The 23,801-nt window shown below is 39.2% G+C and carries 20 protein-coding genes; 12 read left to right on the top strand and 8 right to left on the bottom strand.

The features are described 5' to 3' along the window. Nucleotides 1–73: 73 nt before the first annotated feature. The 4 genes from sucA (at nucleotide 74) to sucD (ending at nucleotide 6,630) form a co-directional block, all read left to right on the top strand. Nucleotides 74–2,893, top strand: a complete 2,820-nt coding sequence (sucA, locus tag L656_RS0113365) for a 2-oxoglutarate dehydrogenase E1 component (protein ID WP_024599576.1) — start codon at nucleotides 74–76, stop codon at nucleotides 2,891–2,893. A gap of 3 nt (nucleotides 2,894–2,896) precedes the next feature. Further along, complete coding sequence (gene odhB, locus L656_RS0113360) at nucleotides 2,897–4,414, top strand: 2-oxoglutarate dehydrogenase complex dihydrolipoyllysine-residue succinyltransferase (RefSeq protein ID WP_024599575.1); 1,518 nt, start codon at nucleotides 2,897–2,899, stop codon at nucleotides 4,412–4,414. 177 nt (nucleotides 4,415–4,591) lie between these two features. Then, on the top strand, nucleotides 4,592–5,758 hold the full coding sequence (sucC, locus tag L656_RS0113355; RefSeq protein ID WP_024599574.1) for an ADP-forming succinate--CoA ligase subunit beta: 1,167 nt from the start codon (nucleotides 4,592–4,594) through the stop codon (nucleotides 5,756–5,758). After that, a complete protein-coding gene (gene sucD, locus L656_RS0113350; protein ID WP_024599573.1) occupies nucleotides 5,758–6,630 on the top strand; it encodes a succinate--CoA ligase subunit alpha in 873 nt (290 codons plus the stop codon). Before sucC ends, sucD begins: the two co-directional genes overlap by 1 nt. Before the next feature lie 59 nt (nucleotides 6,631–6,689). Here sucD and L656_RS0113345 read toward each other — a convergent pair whose 3' ends face one another. Further along, a complete protein-coding gene (locus L656_RS0113345) occupies nucleotides 6,690–7,760 on the bottom strand; it encodes a DUF3083 family protein (RefSeq protein WP_024599572.1) in 1,071 nt (356 codons plus the stop codon). Between the two features lie 218 nt (nucleotides 7,761–7,978). On the opposite strand from L656_RS0113345, the gene glnS reads away from it, so the two are divergent. Then, complete coding sequence (gene glnS, locus L656_RS0113340) at nucleotides 7,979–9,640, top strand: glutamine--tRNA ligase (protein ID WP_024599571.1); 1,662 nt, start codon at nucleotides 7,979–7,981, stop codon at nucleotides 9,638–9,640. Between the two features lie 304 nt (nucleotides 9,641–9,944). Here the strand turns inward: glnS and fur are convergent, their stop codons facing one another. From fur to L656_RS0113315, 5 genes are all read right to left on the bottom strand, one after another. Beyond that, nucleotides 9,945–10,388 (bottom strand): ferric iron uptake transcriptional regulator, encoded by a 444-nt coding sequence (gene fur / locus L656_RS0113335; protein WP_024599570.1) that lies wholly within the window; start codon nucleotides 10,386–10,388, stop codon nucleotides 9,945–9,947. Nucleotides 10,389–10,574: 186 nt separating this feature from the next. Beyond that, nucleotides 10,575–11,102 (bottom strand): flavodoxin FldA, encoded by a 528-nt coding sequence (gene fldA, locus L656_RS0113330; RefSeq protein ID WP_007586856.1) that lies wholly within the window; start codon nucleotides 11,100–11,102, stop codon nucleotides 10,575–10,577. 14 nt (nucleotides 11,103–11,116) lie between these two features. Next, the gene (gene ybfE / locus L656_RS0113325) at nucleotides 11,117–11,395 is read right to left on the bottom strand and encodes a LexA regulated protein (RefSeq protein ID WP_002962928.1); all 279 of its coding nucleotides are present in this window, start codon (nucleotides 11,393–11,395) and stop codon (nucleotides 11,117–11,119) included. A gap of 2 nt (nucleotides 11,396–11,397) precedes the next feature. Continuing rightward, on the bottom strand, nucleotides 11,398–11,619 hold the full coding sequence (locus tag L656_RS0113320; protein WP_002962930.1) for a DUF2788 domain-containing protein: 222 nt from the start codon (nucleotides 11,617–11,619) through the stop codon (nucleotides 11,398–11,400). Between the two features lie 95 nt (nucleotides 11,620–11,714). Next, entirely contained in the window at nucleotides 11,715–12,482 is a 768-nt protein-coding gene (locus tag L656_RS0113315; RefSeq protein WP_024599569.1) for an alpha/beta fold hydrolase, read from the bottom strand. A 220-nt stretch (nucleotides 12,483–12,702) separates the two neighbouring features. Between L656_RS0113315 and seqA the strand changes: the two genes are divergently transcribed. The 7 genes from seqA (at nucleotide 12,703) to L656_RS0113280 (ending at nucleotide 20,682) form a co-directional block, all read left to right on the top strand. After that, on the top strand, nucleotides 12,703–13,299 hold the full coding sequence (gene seqA / locus L656_RS0113310) for a replication initiation negative regulator SeqA (protein ID WP_024599568.1): 597 nt from the start codon (nucleotides 12,703–12,705) through the stop codon (nucleotides 13,297–13,299). Nucleotides 13,300–13,308: 9 nt separating this feature from the next. Further along, nucleotides 13,309–14,946, top strand: a complete 1,638-nt coding sequence (gene pgm / locus L656_RS0113305) for a phosphoglucomutase (alpha-D-glucose-1,6-bisphosphate-dependent) (protein ID WP_024599567.1) — start codon at nucleotides 13,309–13,311, stop codon at nucleotides 14,944–14,946. A gap of 119 nt (nucleotides 14,947–15,065) precedes the next feature. Further along, complete coding sequence (astE, locus tag L656_RS0113300; protein ID WP_024599566.1) at nucleotides 15,066–16,118, top strand: succinylglutamate desuccinylase; 1,053 nt, start codon at nucleotides 15,066–15,068, stop codon at nucleotides 16,116–16,118. Between the two features lie 265 nt (nucleotides 16,119–16,383). Then, nucleotides 16,384–17,598 carry a thiamine pyrophosphate-dependent dehydrogenase E1 component subunit alpha gene (locus L656_RS0113295; protein ID WP_024599565.1) on the top strand — a complete coding sequence of 405 codons (1,215 nt, stop codon included), beginning with the start codon at nucleotides 16,384–16,386 and terminating at the stop codon, nucleotides 17,596–17,598. Next, nucleotides 17,598–18,575 carry an alpha-ketoacid dehydrogenase subunit beta gene (locus L656_RS0113290; RefSeq protein WP_024599564.1) on the top strand — a complete coding sequence of 326 codons (978 nt, stop codon included), beginning with the start codon at nucleotides 17,598–17,600 and terminating at the stop codon, nucleotides 18,573–18,575. Before L656_RS0113295 ends, L656_RS0113290 begins: the two co-directional genes overlap by 1 nt. Nucleotides 18,576–18,583: 8 nt before the next feature. After that, the gene (locus L656_RS0113285; RefSeq protein ID WP_024599563.1) at nucleotides 18,584–20,167 is read left to right on the top strand and encodes a dihydrolipoyllysine-residue acetyltransferase; all 1,584 of its coding nucleotides are present in this window, start codon (nucleotides 18,584–18,586) and stop codon (nucleotides 20,165–20,167) included. 149 nt (nucleotides 20,168–20,316) lie between these two features. Then, complete coding sequence (locus tag L656_RS0113280) at nucleotides 20,317–20,682, top strand: DUF805 domain-containing protein (RefSeq protein ID WP_010552684.1); 366 nt, start codon at nucleotides 20,317–20,319, stop codon at nucleotides 20,680–20,682. Nucleotides 20,683–20,751: 69 nt separating this feature from the next. On the opposite strand, the gene L656_RS0113275 is transcribed toward L656_RS0113280, so the two are convergent. Then, nucleotides 20,752–21,927, bottom strand: coding sequence for a putative manganese transporter (locus tag L656_RS0113275; protein WP_024599562.1), 1,176 nt, complete (start codon nucleotides 21,925–21,927; stop codon nucleotides 20,752–20,754). Between the two features lie 160 nt (nucleotides 21,928–22,087). Next, complete coding sequence (locus tag L656_RS0113270) at nucleotides 22,088–23,713, bottom strand: M28 family metallopeptidase (RefSeq protein ID WP_024599561.1); 1,626 nt, start codon at nucleotides 23,711–23,713, stop codon at nucleotides 22,088–22,090. Nucleotides 23,714–23,801 lie beyond the last annotated feature (88 nt).

Genomic DNA, 23,801 nt, shown 5'->3' with positions numbered 1-23,801 from the left:
CTAATATTAAAATTATATTAGCCATCTTGTTATAATAACTATTAATTTCTGCGCTAAAAAAAAGGGCTTATAAATGCACGAAGGTGTGATGAAGGCATGGCTAGAATCTTCACATTTAAACGGCGGCAACGTTGCTTATGTAGAAGAGCTTTATGAAGCGTATTTAGACGATGCGACTTCTGTGCCAGACGAATGGCGAGAAGTGTTTGAACAATTACCTAAAGTTGATGGTGTGGATGTTGAAGTAAAACATTCAGAGGTTCGAGCACAGTTTGCACAGCTTGCTAAAAACAAGCATAGAGAAGTAGTGGTAGCAGAGGGTAGTGGCGGTGACCTTAAACAGGTTAAAGTTCTACAACTTATTAATGCTTTCCGTTTTCGAGGACACCAAAATGCAAACCTAGATCCATTAGGCATTTGGCAGCGAGAACGTGTACGAGATTTAGAGCTAGAGTACCACGACTTATCTTCAAGTGATTTTGACCGCGAGTTTAACGTAGGATCGTTTGCCGTTGGGCGCGATACTATGCCTTTAGGTGAATTATACCAAGCTCTGAAAACTACTTATTGTGGTTCGGTTGGCGCTGAGTATATGCACATCACATCAACAGAGGAAAAACGTTGGTTACAACAACGTCTTGAATCTGTCCAGTCTAGACCTAAATTCTCAAAAGATGAAAAGCTTCGTATCCTGAAAGGGCTTACAGCAGCTGACGGTCTTGAAAAATATTTAGGCTCAAAGTTTCCAGGTGCTAAACGTTTTTCACTTGAAGGTGGTGATGCGTTAGTTCCAATGCTTAAAGAGCTTATTCACCGTGCTGGTGAAAGCGGCCAACAAGAAGCTGTTATTGGTATGGCTCACCGCGGTCGTTTAAATGTTCTTGTGAACGTACTTGGTAAAAACCCATCAGAGTTATTTGATGAATTTGCTGGTATTCACAAAGAAACATTAAGTTCTGGTGATGTTAAGTATCATATGGGTTACTCGTCTGATTTTGCTACCAAAGGTGGCAATGTACATATGGCGCTTGCTTTTAACCCATCACATCTTGAAATTGTTAATCCAGTAGTTATGGGCTCTGTGCGTGCTCGTCTTGATCGCTTAGGTGACAGCTCTGGTATTAAAGCATTACCAATTACAATCCATGGTGACTCTGCGATTGCTGGTCAAGGTGTTGTACAAGAAACGTTTAATATGTCACAAACTAACGCGTTTAGCTGTGGTGGTAGTATTCGTATTGTTGTTAACAACCAAGTAGGTTTCACAACCTCGAAGCAAGATGACGTTCGTTCAACGCCATACTGTACTGACATTGCTAAAATGGTCCAGTCTCCTATCTTCCATGTTAATTCAGATGATCCTGAAGCAGTTGCATTTGTTACTCAAATTGCACTTGATTTTAGAAATCAGTTTAAGCGTGATGTAGTAATCGATTTAGTCTGTTATCGTCGCCATGGTCACAATGAAGCTGATGAGCCTAATGCAACTCAGCCTGTTATGTACCAAAAAATCAAAAAACATCCAGTGCCGCGTTTAATCTATGCAGATCAACTTATTGCTGAAGGTTCTTTCTCTGAACAAGAAATTAAAGCGCTCGCTGATGAATATCGTGATGCATTAGATGAAGGTAACTGTGTTGTTTCTGAAATACAGCCAGAGACTTCACATTCTTCTGATTGGGCAAAGTATGTTGGTCATGAATGGGACGTTGAGTATGATGCTAGCGTACCTTTAGAAGAGCTTAAGGCTCTTGGTGAGAAGATAGCTTCTTACCCAGAGCAGTATAAAGCACAGTCACGCGTTAAAAAGATCTATGACGACCGTAAACTAATGGCTTCTGGAGAGAAACCACTTGATTGGGGTATGGCTGAAACGCTTGCTTATGCAACAATTGCAACTGAAGGTACTGATATTCGTTTAACGGGTCAGGATTCAGGACGTGGTACTTTTTTCCACCGTCATGCAGTAGTTCATAGCCAATCAGACGGCGCTACTTATACGCCACTTCAACACTTGAGTGAAGACCAAGGTACTTTTCAAATATTTGACTCTGTTCTTTCTGAAGAAGCTGTTGTTGCCTTTGAATATGGTTATGCAACTGCGGAGCCAACTTCATTACTACTTTGGGAAGCTCAATTTGGTGATTTTGCCAATGGCGCTCAAGTAGTATTTGACCAATTTTTAAGTTCTGGTGAGCAAAAATGGGGCCGTTTATGTGGTCTTACAATATTGTTACCTCATGGTTACGAAGGTCAAGGTCCAGAGCATAGTTCAGCACGCCTAGAGCGTTTCTTACAACTATGTGCTGATCACAATATGCAAGTATGTGTTCCTTCAACGCCAGCGCAAGTTTACGCTATGCTTCGTCGTCAATCAGTTCGACCACTTCGTCGTCCATTGATTGTTATGACGCCTAAGTCACTACTTCGTCATCCGCTTGCTACTTCATCACTTGAAGAGCTTTCACACGGTGTTTTCCATAATATGATTGACGAAATCGATGATATTAAGCCAGAGAAAGTAGAGCGAGTTGTATTTTGTAGCGGTAAAGTTTACTACGAGCTATTACAAGAACGTCGTAAGCTTGAGCAAGATAATATTGCAATTGTACGTGTTGAACAGTTATACCCGTTCCCACACGATGAAATGCAAACAATTATAGAGCGTTACCAACACGTAACTGATTTTGTTTGGTGTCAAGAAGAGCCACAAAACCAAGGCGCATGGTACTGTTCACAACATCACTTTATTGATGCAATCCCACAAGGTGCTAAATTAAAATATGCAGGTCGTAAAGCCTCTGCATCGCCAGCGTGTGGTTACATGTCAGTACATACTAAAGAACAACAAGCGCTCGTAGCCGACGCGCTTACTATAGAAAATAAAGGATAAGCAATGAGCACAGAAATTAAAGTTCCTGTTCTTCCTGAGTCGGTTGCAGATGCTACCGTTGCTACATGGCATGTAAGTGTTGGCGACAAAGTAACTCGCGATCAAAACTTAGTAGACATTGAAACAGATAAAGTGGTTTTAGAAGTGGTTGCACAGCACGACGGTGTAATTACAGAAATATCACAAGAAGAAGGTGCAACCGTACTTGGCGATCAAGTTATGGGTTTACTTGGTGATGCTGATGCAGCGCCAGCAAGTGAAGGTTCAACTAAAGAAGAATCAGCACCAGCTAAATCAGAAGACGCGCCAGCGGCGCAATCAGCACCAGCATCAGAAGGTAAAGAAGTGGACATTAAAGTACCTGTACTTCCAGAATCAGTTGCAGACGCAACAATTGCTACATGGCATGTACAACCAGGTGACGCGGTAACACGCGACCAAAACTTGGTAGATATTGAAACAGATAAAGTTGTTCTTGAAGTAGTAGCTCAAGAAGATGGCATCATGGGTGATATCATTCACGGCGAAGGCGATACTGTATTAGGCGAGCAAGTAATTGGTTCGGTTAAAGCAGGCGGTGCACCAGCGGCACCAGCTGCAAAAGCAGACTCTGCGCCAGCAGCAGATTCAAGCGAAAGTTCAGATGTGTTAACACCATCAGTTCGTCGTTTAATCGCTGAGAAAGGCTTAGACGCTTCTAAGATTAATGGCACGGGTAAAAATGGTCGTGTAACTAAAGAAGACGTTGATACTTTCTTAAAAGCGCCAGCGCCAGCGGCTAAAAAAGCAGAAGCTTCTGCTCCAGCAGCACCGATGGGCGATCGTACTCAAAAACGTGTTCCTATGACCCGTTTACGTAAAACGATTGCAACACGTCTTCTTGAAGCTAAAAACTCAACTGCAATGTTAACAACATTCAACGAAGTGAACATGGAACCAATCATGAGCCTTCGTAAGCAGTACCAAGAAGTGTTTGAAAAGCGTCATGGGATTCGTTTAGGTTTCATGTCTTTCTACGTGAAAGCGGTAACTGAAGCACTTAAGCGTTTCCCAGATGTTAACGCATCAATCGATGGTGACGATATTGTCTACCATAACTATTTTGATATCAGCATTGCAGTATCTACTCCACGTGGTCTAGTTACTCCAGTACTTAAAGATTGTGACAAATTATCTGTTGCTGAAATCGAAAAAGGTATTCGTGAGTTAGCACTTAAAGGTCGTGATGGTAAGCTTACGCTTGCTGATATGACCGGTGGTAACTTCACTATTACTAACGGTGGAGTATTTGGTTCATTACTATCTACACCTATCATTAACTTGCCACAATCTTCGATTTTGGGTATGCATAAAATCCAAGACCGTCCTATGGCTGTAAATGGTAAAGTTGAAATACTTCCTATGATGTATTTAGCACTTTCTTATGACCACCGCATTATTGATGGTAAAGAATCTGTTGGTTTCTTAGTGACTATTAAAGAGTTGCTTGAAGATCCAACTCGCTTATTGCTAGATGTTTAATCTAGTTGTATGAAATGTAAGCTGTGAATGAACATTCACAGCTTTTTTTTTGCGCCTTTGGTCTTACTGGGGTTTTCATGTTAAGCCTTGGGATCTATACTAGGTGCGCAATTTGGGATAGTTGTTTATTTGAAAAAATATTCAGCTCTTTTAGTATAAAAAATTGGATAAAGCATCATGAATTTGCATGAGTATCAGGCAAAACAACTTTTTGCCGAATATGGTTTACCAGTTTCTCAAGGTTTCGCTTGCGATACACCTGAAGAAGCTGCAGCAGCTGCTGAAAAAATCGGCGGTGATATGTGGGTTGTTAAAACTCAGGTTCACGCAGGTGGACGTGGTAAAGCTGGCGGTGTAAAGCTAGTTAAAACTATCGACGAAGTAAAAGCGTTTGCAGCTAACTGGTTGGGTAAAAACCTAGTTACTTACCAAACAGACGAGAAAGGCCAGCCAGTAGCTAAAATTTTAGTTGAAAGCTGTACTGACATTGCTAACGAATTGTACCTAGGTGCAGTAGTTGACCGTGCATCTCGCAAAGTAGTTTTCATGGCGTCTACTGAAGGCGGCGTTGAAATTGAAACTGTTGCAGAAGAAACACCTGAGCTTATCCACAAAGCTGAAATCGATCCACTAGTGGGTCCACAGGCTTTCCAAGCACGTGAGCTAGGCTTCAAATTGGGTCTTAACCCAGTACAAATGAAGCAGTTTGTTAAGATCTTTATGGGTCTTGGTAAAATGTTCACTGATTTTGATTTCGCACTACTTGAAATCAACCCGTTAGTAATCACAGACGAAGGTAATCTTCACTGTCTTGACGGCAAAATCGGTATCGATGGTAATGCACTTTACCGTCAACCTAAAATCCGTGAGTTCCACGATCCATCTCAAGAAGATGCACGTGAAGCACACGCAGCAAGCTTCGAACTTAACTACGTTGCTCTAGATGGCAATGTTGGTTGTATGGTTAACGGTGCAGGCCTAGCGATGGGTACTATGGACATCGTAAACCTACATGGCGGCAAACCGGCTAACTTCCTAGATGTTGGTGGCGGCGCGACTAAAGAACGTGTTTCTGAAGCATTCAAAATCATTCTTTCTGACGACAATGTTAAAGCTGTTTTAGTAAACATCTTTGGCGGTATTGTACGTTGTGACATGATTGCTGAAGGCATCATTGGTGCAGTTAAAGAAGTTGGCGTAACCGTACCAGTTGTTGTACGTTTAGAAGGTACTAATGCTGAATTAGGTCGTGAAGTTCTTAAGAACTCTGGTCTAGATATCATTGCTGCTGAATCACTAACAGACGCTGCTGAGAAAGTTGTTGCTGCTGCGGAGGGCAAATAATGTCTGTATTAATCAATAAAGATACAAAAGTTATCTGTCAAGGTTTCACTGGTGGCCAAGGTACTTTCCACTCAGAGCAAGCGCTTGAGTACGGTACACAAATGGTTGGTGGTGTTAGCCCGGGTAAAGGCGGTCAAACGCACCTTGGTCTTCCTGTATTCAACACAGTTCGTGATGCTGTTCAAGAAACTGGCGCAACAGCTTCAGTTATTTATGTACCAGCTCCTTTCTGTAAAGATGCAATCTTAGAAGCTATCGATGCTGGCATCGAGCTGATTGTTTGTATCACTGAAGGTATCCCTACACTTGATATGGTTGATGTTAAAATCAAACTAGATCAAACAGGTACTCGTATGATCGGTCCTAACTGTCCAGGTGTTATCACTCCTGGTGAGACTAAGATTGGTATCATGCCTGGTCATATCCACAAACCTGGTAAAGTAGGTATTGTTTCTCGCTCTGGTACTTTAACGTACGAAGCAGTTAAGCAAACTACTGATGCTGGTTTTGGTCAGTCTACGTGTGTTGGTATTGGTGGTGATCCAATTCCAGGTACTAACTTTATCGACGTTCTAGAAATGTTCGAAAAAGATCCACAAACTGAAGCAATCGTAATGATTGGTGAAATTGGTGGTACTGCAGAAGAAGAAGCTGCAGAGTACATCAAAGCAAACGTAACTAAACCTGTAGTATCTTACATTGCTGGTGTTACTGCACCAGAAGGTAAGCGTATGGGTCACGCTGGCGCAATCATTGCCGGTGGTAAAGGTACTGCTGATGAGAAATTTGCTGCATTAGAAGCTGCGGGCGTAAAAACTGTACGTTCACTTGCTGATATCGGTAAAGCACTTAAAGAGAAAACAGGCTGGTAATCGCTTGTTTCCTTTAAAAAGGCCCGCATATGCGGGCCTTTTTGTTATTAGCTGAAAATTTAAAACGGGTAACTAATATGCTGGAAGAAACGTAAAGATAAATCTTGTCGCTGCTTATTTATGGCTAGCTCATTGCACAGAGAATGAATTGTTTTTTCCACTTGGTTCATAAATCGACCGTACCCCATTTCATGTTTATCCTGTTGCGTAGCAACCACTACAAAATGTAGGGTCTCTACTAGTTTATTTGCCTCATAAAAATACTTAATCTGATTTTCATTAGAGTCAATATCAAAACTTAATTTTTGAAGTTCTGCATTGCCTTCACTTTTATCAATTTTACTGTTTCGTATAATAGGTGTTGCGCCATTAGCAACCATAGCGCCATGATTCAGGTTGTTATTTTGACACGCACGTATAAATGAGTAGGCAAAGTAGTCATAAAATTTAGCATAGTCATTTGTGTTCATTAGTGTTTGAAATTGCGTTTTAATAGCGCGCGAAACCGGTATAGTAAAAGTCGCGTAAGTCATCTCTGCGTAATCATTGGGTATGCTGCATTGTCTTGACTGATAGCGAGGGAAAAGGCTTCTTAATTTGTAACCATAGCTTTCCTTATTGCCTTTTTCTTTAGCAAATAGGTCATATGTTAAGTGTTGATGATCGCGAAGTTTAAACTGGGATTGATTTACTAAAAGTTGTTCTTGTAGAGTGTTTAAGACTTTTTGAACTTTATTATGAAATTCTGCAGAGTTGGCTCGTAAATCATCGCCTGTAGCTAAAAATAGAATACGTATTTTTTTACTCTGTGTACCTTCAGTGTAATAAATCTTATGCGCTTCATGATAGCAAGGGTTATAAAAAAAGAGCATCTGTTTATCTGTCTCAAACTGATAAGACTCATCATTAAACCTTACAACGGGCAATTTATCATTCGCTAATAAGTGCACATTATGAAGCTCATACTCATCGCAAGAAGCAAACAGTTGGCGCGCAACACGTTCATAGCAACAATTTATATTACTAAAGCTTTTGTAAAAATCCTGATTTGGGGTGACTTCTGCTAAAAGGTAGTGGTTTGCGCGTGCGTTAGTTGGAATATATACACGATGTTGATTAAGTGTAGCCATCTTCGAATCCTTATAAAGTAGGTTATTTTGCTACTATAATTGGCTTTGATGACTTAAATATTGCGCTAAAACAAATTTTATTCATAAACAAGAGTTAAGCTGAATTAAAGTTAAGTAATATCTAAAATAAACCTTAATCTATTGCTGTATGTTAGTGTATGTTTTTGTAATAATGCATTAGTTTTGTTATTACGTAATATTTAGAGGACTGCACTCCTATGGCGGAAACTGAGAATCGCCCAAGTAACTTTATTAGAACCCGAATTGATGAAGACTTATCAAGTGGAAAACATGCCACTACGCATACACGTTTCCCACCTGAACCAAATGGCTTTTTGCATATTGGTCATGCCAAATCAATTTGTTTAAATTTTGGCATCGCAAAAGATTACAATGGTTTATGTAACCTACGTTTCGACGATACAAACCCAGAAAAAGAAGATATTAACTACGTTAATTCTATAAAAGAAGATGTTCAGTGGTTAGGTTTCAATTGGGATGGTGATATAAAGTATTCTTCTAATTATTTTGATACTTTATATGGCTACGCTGTTGAGTTAATTGAAAAAGGTTTAGCGTACGTTTGTTTTTTAACAGCAGATCAAGCACGTGAATATCGTGGCACATTAAAAGAGCCAGGTAAAAACAGCCCATACAGAGATACTTCAGTTGAAGAAAACCTAGCGTTATTTGAAAAAATGCGTGCTGGCGAATTCAAAGAAGGTGAATGTGTCTTGCGTGCAAAAATTGATATGGCAAGCTCATTTATGGTGCTTCGCGATCCAATTATTTACCGTGTACGTTTTGCTCATCATCATCAAACAGCAGACAAGTGGTGCATTTATCCAATGTATGACTTTACGCACTGTATTTCTGATGCGCTAGAGGGCATTACACATTCGTTATGTACATTAGAATTCCAAGATAACCGTCGTTTATACGATTGGGTACTTGATAACATTAGTTTAGAGTGTCATCCACAACAAATTGAGTTTTCACGCTTAAACCTTGAATACACTATTATGTCAAAGCGTAAGCTAAGCGACTTAGTGGTAAACAATTTTGTTGAGGGCTGGGATGACCCACGTATGCCTACAATTGCAGGTTTACGTCGCCGTGGTTATACACCTGGCTCAATTCGTGAGTTTTGTTTGCGCATTGGTGTAACAAAGCAAGAGAATATGGTTGAAATGGGCATGCTTGAAGCGTGTATCCGTGAAGATTTAAACGAAAATGCACCGCGTGCAATGGCCGTACTCGATCCTGTTAAAGTTGTTATTGAAAACTACGATGCAGACAAGGTTGAGGTTTTATCTGTGGCCAATCACCCAAATAAAGAAGAAATGGGTCGCCGTGATGTACCATTTACTCGTGAAATCTATATAGAACGAGAAGATTTTAAAGAAGAAGCGAATAACAAATTCAAACGTTTAGTGCTTGATAAAGAAGTACGTTTACGTGGTGCTTATGTTATTAAAGCACAGCGTGTTGAAAAAGACGAAAACGGCGAAATCACAACTATTTTCTGTACTTACGATGCTGAAACACTTGGTAAAAATCCAAGTGACGGACGTAAAGTAAAAGGTGTTATTCATTGGGTTTCAGTACCAGAGTCTATTACCGCAGAAGTTCGTTTATACGATCGTTTGTTTAGTGTGCCAAACCCAGCAGCCGCTGATGAGTTTGAAACAACATTAAATCCTGAGTCACTGGTTGTTTTATCAAACGCTAAATTAGAGCCATCGCTTGCCAATTCACAAGCAGAGCAGGGCTTTCAGTTTGAGCGTACAGGTTATTTCTCTCGTGATTCTAAATCAGAGAACGTTGTATTTAACCAAACAGTGGGTCTTCGCGATTCATGGTCTAAAACTCAAAAGTAATATCTAAAAAACCTGAACTCTGGATAATAAATCTATCTCGAGCAACTATTTTCAGCGCTAACTGCGTTGAATTTACTTGCAATAGGCCAGCTATTGACGCGTGAATTCGCCTTGTTTTCACTTAAAATCTCTGGCTAGAGAAAATAAATTTAAATATCACCATGATTCAATACGTTGGTAAATCTCTTAACCAGAGTTCAGGTTTAATATCCCCAGTTTTTACTGGGTATGTTTATTACAAGCGTATTTTAGACACAAAAAAACCTGCACTTAGCAGGTTTTTTATTGCTTTTTAAAAGCGGTATTAGCTGTTAGCGTCGCTAAACTCTTTACACGCTACTTTATCATTACACTCACCGTATAAATATAAAGAGTGGTTTGTAAGTGTAATACCATTTTCTTCAGAAATTTCAAGTTGGCGACGTTCAATCATTTCATCTTCAAACTCTACCACTTTGCCACATTTCAAACATACTAAATGATCGTGGTGTGTGCTCCCAGAAAGTTCAAATACTGATTTGCCACCTTCAAAGTGATGACGGCTTACAATACCCGCATCATCAAATTGGTTAAGTACGCGGTATACAGTTGCAAGACCAATTTCTTCGCCTAAATCCAAAAGAATTTTGTAAACATCTTCAGCGCTGATGTGTTGGTTATCTGGAGATTGTAAAATCTCTAATATTTTAATACGCGGTAAAGTTACTTTTAAACCGGCTTTTTTAAGTTCCAAGTTATGATCAGTCATTAAATCTGTCTCAATTTTATTTGGTTATACTAGACATCTTGCAAAGATGTACACGACACATTAGCAACAAACAGGATAACGTGCCTAAGCGTTAAGTGCAAAGAACAATTGATTTATATTGCCACTAAAGCTTAAAACGCTAACTGTTTGATAATTATTTAAACAGTTAGCGATATATGCAGTAAATTAGTCAGCTAATTCACTTAAACACATTTCTTCATATACTTGAGCAGACCATGCTTTAACACGTTGTTCTGTAAGCTCTGGTTGGCGGTCTTCGTCGATACCCAAACCTACAAAATGTTTATCATCAGCCATGCCTTTAGATGCTTCAAAGTCATAGCTTTCACTCGGCCAATGACCAACCACAATAGCGCCACGCTCAGTAACGATATCGTTGATCATGCCCATAGCATCTAAAAAGTACTCAGCGTAATCTTCTTGGTCTCCACAACCAAAAATAGCGACAAGTTTACCTTCAAAGTCTACTTCTTCAAGCTCTGGGAAAAAATCATCCCAGTCACATTGTGCTTCGCCGTAGTACCAAGTAGGGATACCGAATAAGATCAAATCAAATTCAGCAATCTCTTCTTTAGAGCTTTTTGCAATATCATGAACAGCCACTAGCTTTTTACCCAATTCTTTTTGGATCATTTTTGCTACGTGTTCTGTGTTACCTGTGTCACTTCCGAAAAAAATGCCTACACTTGCCATGGATTTAAAACCTTTTATGTATCAATAGCCAATCTTTCTTGTAAAATTGTTTCAATCAGCGCACTGCGGCTAATATTTTGTGCATCTGCCATATCACTCAATGCTTGATATAACTGCGATGAAACTTTAAATTCAACACGCTTTAAACCACGTGCTTTATCTCTTTTTATTTGATTACGTTTATTTACCTTTAACTGCATATCCCGTGAAAGGGGATTGGTTTTAGGTCTGCCTGGGCGTTTTTCGTATTCAAATAAATCGAGTGTAGTTCTATCTGTTTCTGACTTCGCCATGCTTAACCTACACCTGCGCCTTGCCAAAATACTTGAATAAGCCCTTTAGCAATAAAGCCCGAACAACCTAAAAAGAGCACGCCCCAGACAATGTATTGTCCGAACTTAGGCACATTGCCACTTTTTAGTACGTCTTTAATTGCCATGCCGATGAATATGAAAATACCGGCTAAGCCAAAATACAACCCTAGGGTATCAAATTCGTTAATTAACTGACTGACCATCAACGTATAACCTTTAAATTAAACGGCGCGTACTATAGCATATAATTATTCATATATTTAGTGCGCAAAATCAAAAACACGCGATTAAAATTACTTTAAACCGCAGTTAAAAAGTCGTTTATCGCTTTATTTACAGCAAGTGGCTTTTGAGCATGAAGCCAATGGCCTGCGCCATGAATTATTTTAGCTTTAGTATTTTTAAAGCGAGCTTTAATTGCAGTACGATGCTCAGGCAAAATATAGTCAGAATCATTACCTTTAATGAAAAGAGTATCGCATGAACAAGAATTATTTTCATTAACATTGGATGTGATTGTAGAATATTTTTCGTCAAGCACATTTAAGTTAAACCGCCATGCAAAATGACCTTCCTCATTTTTAGCGAGACTTTTAAGTAGAAACTGTCGCACTCCCAGTTCTTCTATATAAGGTTGCATAATTACATCAGCTTGCTTTCTATCGTCTATTGACTGCGCTGAAACTGCTTTTAATGCTTGTAATATTTTTGTGTGGCGAGCGGGGTAACTAACAGGTGCTATATCAAGTACAACAAGCTTATTTACAAGTTCAGGATGTGTAAGCGCTAATTCCATTGCCACTTTACCACCCATAGAATGCCCAACTAAATGTGCTTTATCTATGTTCAAATCTGCTAATAACTCAACAATATCTTGAGCCATTGCCGGGTAGTTCATTTCCTTGCTATGCGGTGAAAGTCCGTGGTTGCGTAAATCAACGTTAATAACATTAAAGTGTTCACTTAATGGTTTTGCGATTACATTTAGGTTTTCTAATGATCCAAAAAGCCCATGTATCAAAATAACATTAGGACCTTGCCCTTGTTGCCTGTAATTTAACTGCATACCCGCCTCCTGAAAATTTCGCCATAGTTTGCCGAGCATTGCTCTAAAAAGCAAAAAATACAGCGACTATTTATTAAATTGGGCTTTTGGGCGTTAAATCAACAACAATTAGGTAAATATTAATATGTTTACGGGAGTGCTTGTTGTAACTCGCATTTCTGATTGGTTTGGGTATAATCACACGGGAGAAAAAAATGTGACCCGTAATGACAGGAAGAACATGAAACAAATCGACATAGACGACGAGTTATATCAATATATTGCAAGCAATACGCAAAGTATTGGTGAAAGTGCATCCACTATTTTACGTCGTTTATTAAATCTGAGCGGCGAAAAAATTCAAACCGCAAACCTAGAACTAACTCAAAATAATCAAACTGCGACTACGTCTACCGCCACATTAAAAAGCTCAGAGCCATCTGCTGCTGAGACTGCAAAAAAACAAACGCCTTTAGCTCACGCACCAGTGAAGCAAAAAAGCGATAATGTTTTTAATGTATTAAATAAAGAAGAGCTGGCAATGCAAAAGGGCGTTGTTGGACGCTTTTTGTTTATTTTAAGTGCATTTTACCGCACACATAAAACTGATTTTTCTGCGGTATTAGACATAAAAGGGCGTGACCGTGTTTACTTTGCTACTAGTAAAGAAGCTTTAGTAAACAGCGGGAGTAGTATGAACCCTAAGAACATAACCGATAGTGAATATTGGGTTATGACTAATTCTAATACAACACGTAAAAAAATGATGCTTCATGAAGTTGCTCTTTGCCTTGGATATAGTGCAGAGCAAGCTGAAAAAATTCGCGATTACCTGTAAGGAAATATAATGGCTATTCACTCAGGCGCAGGCAAAACTGCTCCACAATCGGCATTGGTTAATGTACCTAAATTAGTATCTGCGTACTACTTAAACGAACCTGATCTTGAACAAAATCCAGATCATTGTGTTGCTTTTGGTACTTCAGGGCACCGTGGTTGTTCTTACGATGTTAAATTTAACGAGTCACACATTCTAGCGATTACTCAGGCTATTTGTGATTACAGAAAACAAAATGACATATTTGGTCCGTTATTTTTAGGCAAAGACACACACGCATTGAGTGAAGCGGCATTTAACTCGGCTATTGAAGTATTAGTTGCTAACGAAGTGCAAGTGATAACGCAAGAAAACGGTGATTTTACACCAACGCCAGTTATCAGCCACGCTATAGTGAGCCACAATAAACTACACCCAAATGAATTAGCAGACGGGATTGTTGTTACGCCTTCGCATAACCCTCCTGAAGATGGTGGCTTTAAATACAATCCACCTAATGGCGGACCAGCTGATACCGACGTAACTAAGTGGATTGAAGACAGAGCTAATCAACTTTTATTAGAAGATTTAGTTGAAGTTGAGTTATTCCCATTCGCTAAAGCATCGCGTTCGGGCTTTATCCGCTACGAAGATTTAATGACTCCTTATATTGATGACTTAGCAAATATCGTTAATTTAAAAGCAATCAGCGATGCAGGTATTAAAATTGGTATCGATCCACTAGGTGGTTCAGGTATTAATTTTTGGCCAGTCATTGCAAAAAAATATAATTTAGATTTAACCGTAGTTAATGATGTTGTTGATCCACGTTTTGCTTTTATGCCACTTGATAAAGACGGCAAAATTCGTATGGATTGTTCATCACCTTATTCAATGGCAAATCTTATTGCACTAAAAGATGATTTTGATGTGTCTATTGGTAATGACCCTGACTACGATCGTCACGGTATTGTAACGCCAGATGGCTTAATGAATCCAAACCACTTTTTAGCAGTGGCAATCGATTACTTACTTAAACACCGTGATTGGAATGAAACCGTAGAAATTGGCAAAACATTGGTTTCTAGCTCTATGATCGACAAAGTCGCTGCTCGTAACAACCGTAAGGTTAAAGAAGTACCAGTAGGCTTTAAATGGTTTGTTGAAGGCTTAAGCAAAGGCAAGCTTGCCTTTGGTGGCGAAGAAAGCGCAGGTGCTGCATTCCTACGTTTTGATGGCTCTGTATGGTGTACAGATAAAGATGGCTTCATTATGGGTCTATTAGCCGCAGAGATTTTGGCTGTGACAGGTAAAACGCCATCAGTGCTTTATAAAGAATTAGAACAAGAGTTTGGTTCTCCAATTTATAAACGCCTAGATGCACCAGCCACAAGCGGTCAAAAAGCACGTTTAAAAGCATTGAGTGCTTCTGATGTTAAAGCAGATACACTTGCTGGCGAGCCTATTTTGCAAAAATTGACTCATGCACCAGGTAACGATGCCGCCATTGGTGGTTTAAAAGTGGTAACTGAGAACGGCTGGTTTGCAGCGCGTCCATCAGGTACTGAAGATATTTATAAAATATACCTTGAATCATTTAAAGGTGAAGAGCATTTAGCATTACTTGAAAAAGAAGCTAAAAAGCTTGTAGATTCAGTTATAAGCTAACTTAATCTAATAATTTTAAAACGGCTGATTTATTCAGCCGTTTTCGTTTCTATACCTTGTGTATATAAAAATATATTCATAAGAGTCTACTCTCACATTATTTTTTAAGGGCTTATTATATGTCAGCCAATCCATCTTACTTAAATGAATTAAAACACACTGGCGATTTTTTAACGCTTAGTTGCAATAACGAATGGCATTTAGATGCAGGTGAGTTTGTTTTAGATAATGGAACTCGTGTAAATATACACGATACCGGTGTAATCGAGTTTCAACCTGCTGTTACAACGTCAAAAGATGTAGTTTATTCAAGCGCCGTACACGGTAACGAAACTGCGCCAATTGAAATTTGTGATGCACTTATTAAACAAATTATAAAAGGCGAGCTGATACTTAAGCAGCGCGCTTTGTTTATTTATGGTAATCCACAATCAATTAATATTGGCCTGCGTTTTGTAGAAGAAAACTTAAATAGATTATTTAATGGTAACCATACAGTTGAAGGTGTACCAATGAATAATGAGCGTACCCGTGCTGCAAAGCTTGAGCAATACGTAAGCGATTTTTATACACGTGGCGAGCAAGGCAGTAGCCGGTGTCATTACGACTTACACACTGCAATTAGAGGCTCTAAAAACGAAAAATTTGCTGTGTATCCATTTTTACATGGTAAGCCTTGGAAAAAGTCGCAGTTACAATTTTTATTGAGTTGTGGTGTAAATACCGTACTTATGATGAAATCTCCTGCAACAACATTTAGCTATTATTCGTCATTTATACATGGAGCTGATTCATTTACCGTAGAGCTAGGTCAAGTTAAACCATTTGGCCAAAACGACATGGCTCGCTTTGAAAAAACAAAGCAAACCTTAACTGCATTAATTAGTCAAAATGAAGTTGAATATCCTGAATTTAATGCAAACGATTTTGAGTTATTTGCTGTCCATCGCACAATTAATAAAACGCAGGACGATTTTAGTTTTCCTTTTTCTGATAATGCTGAGAACTTTACTGGCTTTGCGAAAGGTGAACTTCTTGCAACCGACGGTGATAAAGCGATTTACGCTGACGTTGAAGGAGAGGCTATTATTTTCCCAAATGCGAGCGTAGCATTAGGGCAAAGAGCACTCCTTACAGTTATTCCAATGGATATTGATAGCAATTTCGTCTAATTAAACTCATCAGACCACTGATGTCTTCAAGTTAACTATATGATTACTATTAATTAAAGTAACCGTATCGTTAACTTGCCACTTATTTAACCTGTATTTGCTTTTGTTTCGTCCCAGATCTGTTGAATAACACTTTACGTTAACGTAAAGTGTTGGCAGCTTTAATTAAAGATAGTGCAGATGTTGCAAAGTTTAACCAGCAGCAATCACCCATAATAATAATTTAAAGGGGCACTGTTTTACCGACAACAAAAGAAGGTAGGTTATGAGTAATCCAAATAACGTATCGCTGAATATTAACCACGAGCTTGAATTTATTGATGGTCAAGCGCTTAATATTCCAACCCTTAGTATTTTAACTGAGGACGGCGACATTCATCCTAGTGCAACCGCACCTGATATTTCAAAACATACCGCTATTAAGTTATATGAAACAATGCGTTTTATACGTTTGTTAGATGAACGTATGCAAGGCGCGCAGCGCCAAGGCCGTGTTAGCTTTTATATGCAATGCCTAGGCGAAGAAGCCGCAGTTACAGCCTCTGCTGCTGCACTTGATCAAGACGATATGATCATGGCTCAATATCGTGAACAGGCAGCACTGCATTATCGTGGCTTTACGCTTGATCAATTTATGAACCAAATGTTTTCAAATGAATTGGATTTAGGCAAAGGTCGTCAAATGCCAATTCACTATGGTTCTAAAGCGCTAAACTACATGACGATCTCATCGCCATTGGGTACGCAAATACCACAGGCAACAGGTTATGCATATGGCCAAAAAATAAAGCACATCGACGCTAAAACAGGCGAGCTTTCCAGCACAATTGATAATGTAACCATTTGTTATTTTGGTGAAGGTGCTGCATCTGAAGGTGACTTTCATGCTGGTTTAAATATGGCAGCGGTTCACAGAGCGCCGGTTATATTTTTTGCACGTAATAACGGTTATGCCATATCTACCCCTGCTGATGAGCAGTTTAAAGGCGATGGTATTGCCTCTCGTGGAGTGGGTTATGGTATTAAAACAATTCGTGTTGATGGCACCGATGCACTTGCTGTGTATGCGGCGACTGAAAAAGCACGCGAAATAGCTTCAACACAAGGTGAACCTGTACTTATTGAATCGATTGCTTATCGTTTAGGAGCGCATTCTACGTCAGACGATCCAAGTGGTTATCGTTCTAAAGATGAAGAGGCGAATCATCAAACGTGTCCTATTGATAAATTTAGAAAATGGCTGGTCAAGCAAGACTGGTTAAACGAAGAAGACGATTTAAAAGCAAAAGAGTCGATTCGTGAAGAAATTTTAGCAGCGCTTAAACGTGCTGAAGTTGTTGCGAAGCCCGCTTTAGAAGAATTGATATCTGACGTTTACGATACACCAATTCCATTATTGCAACGCCAGTACGAGCAACTAAAAGAACATATAAAACAGCATCCAGATGCTTACCCAGTAACCGCAGGGAGAATTAAGTAATGGCTAAAATGAACATGCTCCACGCAATTAACTCTGCTCTGGATATTACGATGAATGAACATCCTCAAGCCTGTATTTTTGGTGAAGATGTTGGTTACTTCGGTGGTGTATTTAGAGCAACATCTGGCTTGCAAGAGAAGTACGGTAAACATCGTGTTTTTAATACGCCTTTAACCGAGCAAGGTATTTTAGGTTTTGCTAATGGTTTAGCGGCTTTTGGTGCGCCTGCATTAGCAGAAATTCAATTTGCTGATTATATTTTTCCAGCGTTTGATCAAATAGTAAATGAAGCCGCTAAGTTTCGTTATCGCAGTGGTAATGAATTTAATGTCGGTAACTTAACTATTCGTACGCCCTATGGCGGTGGCATTGCCGGTGGTTTGTACCATTCACAATCACCCGAAGCGTATTTTGCGCACACACCAGGTTTGAAAGTAGTTGTACCGCGTAACCCTTATCAAGCTAAAGGATTATTACGTGCGTCAATTAAAGACGACAACCCGGTCATATTTTTTGAGCCTAAGCGTTTATATCGTGCATCAATTGGCGAAGTGCCAGAAGAAGATTATAGTATTGAATTAGGCACGGCTGAAGTAGTACAAGAGGGTAGTGATATTACGCTTTTAGCGTGGGGTGCTCAAATGGAAATTATTGAAGATGCAGCAAAGCAAGCAAGCGAGCAAGGTATAAGCTGTGAAGTAATTGACCTTCGTAGTATTTTACCTTGGGATGTTGAAACGATTGCTAAATCGGTTACTAAAACCGGCCGTTTAATCGTGAGTCATGAAGCGCCTATAACCAATGGCTTTGGTGCAGAGATAGCAGCAACAATACAACAAGAGTGTTTCTTGCATTTAGAGTCGCCAATTTTACGTGTATGTGGTCTAGATACCCCATACCCGCTGGCACTTGAAAAAGAATACGTACCGGATGCACTAAAAGTGTTGGCTGCAATTAAACAATCAATGGATTTTTAGGGGTTACCATGGCTAAAGATTTTATATTACCCGATATTGGTGAAGGCATTGTTGAATGCGAAGTAGTTGAGTGGCTAGTACAAGAAGGCGATACCGTATCTGAGGATCAGCCAATTTGCGATGTTATGACAGACAAAGCATTAGTACAAATTCCGGCAGTGCATGATGGTGTAATTTCAAAGTTATATTATCAAAAAGGAGAGATTGCTAAGGTACACGCTCCTTTATTTGCTATGGATGTAGCAGGTGAAAGCATTAGCAATGAAGTAGTACAAGAGCCAGTACAAGCTGGAAATAAAACTAATGATGCAGCTGATGTGGTTGAGGACTTTATATTACCAGATATTGGTGAAGGTATTGTTGAGTGTGAGATTGTTGATTGGTTAGTTGCTGAAGGCGACGAAATAGATGAAGACCAAGCGGTTTGTGACGTAATGACCGACAAAGCATTAGTACAAATTCCGGCAAAATATACAGGCACTGTACAAAAGTTATATTATCAAAAAGGCGAAATAGCCAAAGTACATAGCCCGTTGTTTCAAATGACAATTGCAGGCAGTGCAGTAAAACCAAGTGTTGATATAAACCAAGCGGTCGTAAAGGCTCAAACTAATGCCGTCGCTGAAAAAGTTGCCCCAGTTAAAACAGAGCAAGCTGCTAAAGTTATCAATCAAAAAGCGGTGGCATCGCCTGCGGTTCGTCGTAAAGCACGTGAACTAGATGTTGATTTAACCTGTGTACCAGGTAGTGGTAAAAATGGACGTATTTACAAGCAAGATATTGAAGAGTTTGTAAAAGGCGAAGTGCCAAATACTATTGATACTTCACCGCTTGATAGCGATGCTTCTCAAAGAGCAGTACAAAACCAAACGCAGAATCAAAGCGGTGGCGTAAGAGTCGAGCAAATTAAAGGCATTAAAGCGGCCATGGCCAAGCAAATGGTAGCGTCGGTTTCAACTATTCCGCACTTTACGTTTAGTGATGAAATAGACTTAACGCAGCTTATAGCTTTGCGTAGTTCTTTAAAAGATCAGTACAAAGCACAAGGCGTAAAGCTCACTATGATGCCATTTTTTGTAAAAGCATTGTCGCTAGCAATGAAAGAGTACCCTGTACTTAATTCAAAAGTGAACGATGAATGCTCAGAGCTTACCTATTATAACGATCATAATATCGGTATAGCGGTTGATTCTAAAATTGGCTTGTTAGTGCCTAATATTAAATCGTGCCAGAGTAAGAGCATTGTTGATGTGGCAAATGATTTAACCCGCTTAACTCATTCAGCGCGAGAAGGGCGTGTTGCACCGGATGATTTAAAAGGTGGGACAATTAGCATCTCTAACATTGGTGCGATTGGCGGCACTATTGCGACCCCTATAATTAATAAACCAGAAGTGGCAATTGTTGCGCTTGGTAAATTACAGTATTTACCGCGTTTTGACGAAAGTGGGCAAGTTGTAAGTAAAGCTATTATGCAAGTGAGTTGGTCTGGGGATCATCGTGTTATTGATGGGGGCACTATTGCTCGTTTTAATAATTTATGGAAATCGTACTTAGAAAATCCATCAGCAATGATGATGGCTATGAGTTAATAGCTAAATTGTTAATATGTAATAAAAACCGGCTTTTAGCTGGTTTTTTGTTTTAATTTGAGCTGTTTTTAATTAAGATACAAATGTTACTAAAAAGTAATTAGATTAACCCCGTTAGGGAATATAAAAAATAACACTAAGGAAATTTCATGGAACATTATATGAACGCGTTGCGTAGCTACGCAGATTTTTCAGGCCGTAATCGTCGTAAAGCATATTGGATGTTTATATTATTTAACTTCATTTTTTCAGTAGTTTGTAATGCGATTGATGGTGTACTAGGTACAATGTTCATTGGCTCTATTTATAGCTTAGCGCTATTAATTCCTGGCTTAAGTGCGGGTGCACGTCGTCTTCATGACACAGGCCGTTCAGGCTGGTGGCAGTTACTTTGGTTAGTACCAATCATCGGTTGGATTGTTTTAATTGTTTTTCTTGCGCAAGATTCGCACGAAGGCGAGAACGATTTTGGTCCAAATCCAAAAGAATTAGCAGCAGAACCAACTACTGTATAAGTAAGAATAACTTAACATGTTAAAAGCTCAGCAATTGCTGAGCTTTTTTGTATTTTTAAATCTCATTTTTTAAATTTCAGCAAAAAAATATAACCCATAACCAACTATTAATGCGGGAATAGACGTATAAAGTGTAGCTATAACTGCAGCTTTAGGCGCCATTGCTATTGCTGGGAATAACGCATCACCATCGTTAGAAATTGCGTTTCCTGCTAAAGCACTAAAGGGAATAATGCCTTGAATATAAAGCGTTGTAACAATTATTTGCGGGCCACAGCCAGGTAAAAAACCAATAAGCACTGCAATTAATGGGGCTAAATAGGCGTAATGTACAAACCACGTTTTTAAATCAAGCCCTGCAATGTTAACCAAAATCTCAAATAGCATAAAAGAGGCGACAACCCATGCCGTAACAAAATGGGTATCTTGTAATACTTTTATTATTTTAGAAGGAGGGTGACATGTATCGTCTTCTGACGTTACTTCTTGATAGCTTTCACCTCTTGACGAAAGTGCCCAAATACTAACAATAAATAAAGCCATTAATGCACCAAATAGTGTAATTACAGTGCTTGTGTTTGAACCAAACTGTGAAAAATCAACATTAAACGCAATCAAAAAGGCAATTATAAGGCTTGGGATAATTGCTACCATCCAAACCGGTTTACTGATTTTAATAATGTTAGTTGAGAGTATTTTAATTTGGTGCTTTTGTTCTTGCACTGTTGGGCGTAAAAAGTCCTTTTTGTGTATTGTATTAACCAGTAAACCACTAAATGTACCCACAACTAACCCTATTCCCATAATTAACAAGCCTTCAGTAGGGCGGGTAGCAAGTAATAAAAATGCTGCATCTCCCATTGTAGCTGTTAGCACAGCAACAATAGCACCAAAGCTTGCTTGGCCTTTCGTAAATTGAGTAACCACAATAATAGCACCACCACAGCCAGGTAATGCACCTAAAACCGCTGCAAAGCTAATTTCTAAAATAGGGGACTTGGCACTTAAATAACTAAGCTCTAATTGAGGTAAGTGTTCTATAGCGTAGTAATAAATTAAAAGGGTAGCAGCAACAAACACACTTACTTGAAAAAATGCATCACTGAGTGCGGTCATTGTAATTTCGCGTAATTGCGGTATTGCAAGGCAAGTTAAAATAAATAAAGGCAGCAGTAAGCGTTTATTTTGGCTCAAAAATCGTTTTGAGGCAGGAGTAATAAAACCAATGTGAGGAAGTGAAATCATATAATGCGACCTAATAAATTAACTAGGTCACACTGTATATTTTAATTAAATGATAATCAATATCATTTGCATCTATTTAAATCGATTACTCTGTTTGAGTTTTTCGATAGCTAAATCTAAGTTAGTTTAAACTTAAATTTTAGGCTGTGATTAAATAGAACTACTTACGCTGAAATTCAGAGCTTGTATTCCACGTTGGCCACTGTTCTGTTTCAGAAATATCAAAACCTACCTTATAAAATAATTGTAAGTCTTGAACAGCACCCGATAAATCCCATTCATCACGGTAACGGTCACATGGTTGATGGTAACAACCGCGAAGTACTAAGCTCATACGTTTACGGTAATTAGCCGTTTCTTCATCAGCAGCCACGGTGCCGCCACCTGCGTACATAGCCGGAATACCCATGTTAGCGAATGCAAAGTGATCAGAGCGGTAATAGCCACCAGATGACGGTTTAGGATCGCCTGATATTGTTCTGCCTTGCTCTTTAGCTGCAGTTTCTAAAAACTCATCCATTTGTGATTTACCTATACCAACCACATTCATGTCTTTTACTTTGCCTAATAAATTTAAGCTATCCATGTTTATGTTAGCGACTGTTTTATCCGCTGCAATTACTGGATTTGCCGCATAGTATTTAGAACCTAATAAGCCTTGCTCTTCAGCAGTTACCGCTAAAAATGTCATTGAGCGGCTAGGGTGCTTAGGTAGTTTAGTAAAGGCTTCAGCTACTTCAATTAGCCCAGCGGTACCCGTTGCATTGTCGTGAGCACCGTTATAAATTTGATCGCCTTTACGTGTTTTATCTGTACCTAAGTGATCCCAATGAGCCGAGTAAATAACATGCTCATCTGGTTTCTCACTACCAGGTAAAGTGGCAATAAAGTTATACGACACTGATTTTTTAATCGTATTTTTAACATTAACAGAAGCAGTTAAATCGCCCATATCAACATGGTAAGCACCTTTAGCAGCATTTGTTTTAACGGTATCAAAATCTAAACCTGCTTTAGTAAAGAGCTCTTTTGCTACGTCAGTTGTAACCCAGCCTTCAACGGCTACACGGTCCATGTTGTTGTTTTCTTTTTGAAAACCAAACTGCTCGCCGCTCCACGAGTTTTCAACAACCGACCACGGGTAAGAAGCAGGTGCTGTTTCATGAATAATGATTGCACCAGCGGCACCTTGTCGACTCGCTTCTTCATATTTGTAAGTCCAACGACCATAATAGGTCATCGCGTCGCCAGTAAATAAAGCAGGGTCTTTTGTTGCAAAACCTGGATCGTTAACCAGCATTACAACCGTTTTGCCTTTAACGTCTAATCCTTCGTAATCATTCCAATTGTATTCAGGTGCGTTAACGCCGTAGCCCACAAATACAAGTTCAGAATTTTCTATGCCTTCTTGTGCGCTTATGCGGCTGCTACCCATAACCATGTCTTTTTTGTATTGATAGTCTTTACCACCAATACTTAATACCATGTTTGCATCAGCCTCAAGCGACACAAGTGGAACTTCTTGTAAGAAGCTGTCGCCATTACCTGGCTCTAAACCTAGGGCTTTAAACTGCGCAGTTAAATAATCAAGCGTTAGCTTTTCGCCAGGTGATGAAGGAGCACGACCACCAAATTCGTCTGATGCGAGTACTTTTACATGTTTAGCCAATTCATCAGCTTGAATACTGTTATAACCATTTGTTACATCAGTAGGTGTAATACTTGTTGTTGCGCAACCTGCTAAAACAGCAGTAGCGAGGAGTGTGAGAGAGAAATAATGTTTCATGTCAGCTCTTTTTTTGTTTTAAGTTATGATTAGTATATTAACTTCTATTAAGTAGAACCAGTTTTTGCGGTAAACTTCTCGTAAATTA

It is taken from the genome of Pseudoalteromonas sp. TAE56, from assembly GCF_000497955.1.
In the GTDB taxonomy this organism is placed as follows: Bacteria; Pseudomonadota; Gammaproteobacteria; order Enterobacterales; family Alteromonadaceae; genus Pseudoalteromonas.
The sequence above is the reverse complement of the archived record's forward strand: the minus strand, read 5'-3'. Positions and strand labels throughout refer to the sequence as shown.

Coding starts and splice junctions, on each gene's coding strand:
- sucA (WP_024599576.1), top strand. CDS start 74: ATGCACGAAGGTGTGATGAAGGCATGGCTAGAATCTTCACATTTAAAC.
- odhB (WP_024599575.1), top strand. CDS start 2,897: ATGAGCACAGAAATTAAAGTTCCTGTTCTTCCTGAGTCGGTTGCAGAT.
- sucC (WP_024599574.1), top strand. CDS start 4,592: ATGAATTTGCATGAGTATCAGGCAAAACAACTTTTTGCCGAATATGGT.
- sucD (WP_024599573.1), top strand. CDS start 5,758: ATGTCTGTATTAATCAATAAAGATACAAAAGTTATCTGTCAAGGTTTC.
- L656_RS0113345 (WP_024599572.1), bottom strand. CDS start 7,760: ATGGCTACACTTAATCAACATCGTGTATATATTCCAACTAACGCACGC.
- glnS (WP_024599571.1), top strand. CDS start 7,979: ATGGCGGAAACTGAGAATCGCCCAAGTAACTTTATTAGAACCCGAATT.
- fur (WP_024599570.1), bottom strand. CDS start 10,388: ATGACTGATCATAACTTGGAACTTAAAAAAGCCGGTTTAAAAGTAACT.
- fldA (WP_007586856.1), bottom strand. CDS start 11,102: ATGGCAAGTGTAGGCATTTTTTTCGGAAGTGACACAGGTAACACAGAA.
- ybfE (WP_002962928.1), bottom strand. CDS start 11,395: ATGGCGAAGTCAGAAACAGATAGAACTACACTCGATTTATTTGAATAC.
- L656_RS0113320 (WP_002962930.1), bottom strand. CDS start 11,619: ATGGTCAGTCAGTTAATTAACGAATTTGATACCCTAGGGTTGTATTTT.
- L656_RS0113315 (WP_024599569.1), bottom strand. CDS start 12,482: ATGCAGTTAAATTACAGGCAACAAGGGCAAGGTCCTAATGTTATTTTG.
- seqA (WP_024599568.1), top strand. CDS start 12,703: ATGAAACAAATCGACATAGACGACGAGTTATATCAATATATTGCAAGC.
- pgm (WP_024599567.1), top strand. CDS start 13,309: ATGGCTATTCACTCAGGCGCAGGCAAAACTGCTCCACAATCGGCATTG.
- astE (WP_024599566.1), top strand. CDS start 15,066: ATGTCAGCCAATCCATCTTACTTAAATGAATTAAAACACACTGGCGAT.
- L656_RS0113295 (WP_024599565.1), top strand. CDS start 16,384: ATGAGTAATCCAAATAACGTATCGCTGAATATTAACCACGAGCTTGAA.
- L656_RS0113290 (WP_024599564.1), top strand. CDS start 17,598: ATGGCTAAAATGAACATGCTCCACGCAATTAACTCTGCTCTGGATATT.
- L656_RS0113285 (WP_024599563.1), top strand. CDS start 18,584: ATGGCTAAAGATTTTATATTACCCGATATTGGTGAAGGCATTGTTGAA.
- L656_RS0113280 (WP_010552684.1), top strand. CDS start 20,317: ATGGAACATTATATGAACGCGTTGCGTAGCTACGCAGATTTTTCAGGC.
- L656_RS0113275 (WP_024599562.1), bottom strand. CDS start 21,927: ATGATTTCACTTCCTCACATTGGTTTTATTACTCCTGCCTCAAAACGA.
- L656_RS0113270 (WP_024599561.1), bottom strand. CDS start 23,713: ATGAAACATTATTTCTCTCTCACACTCCTCGCTACTGCTGTTTTAGCA.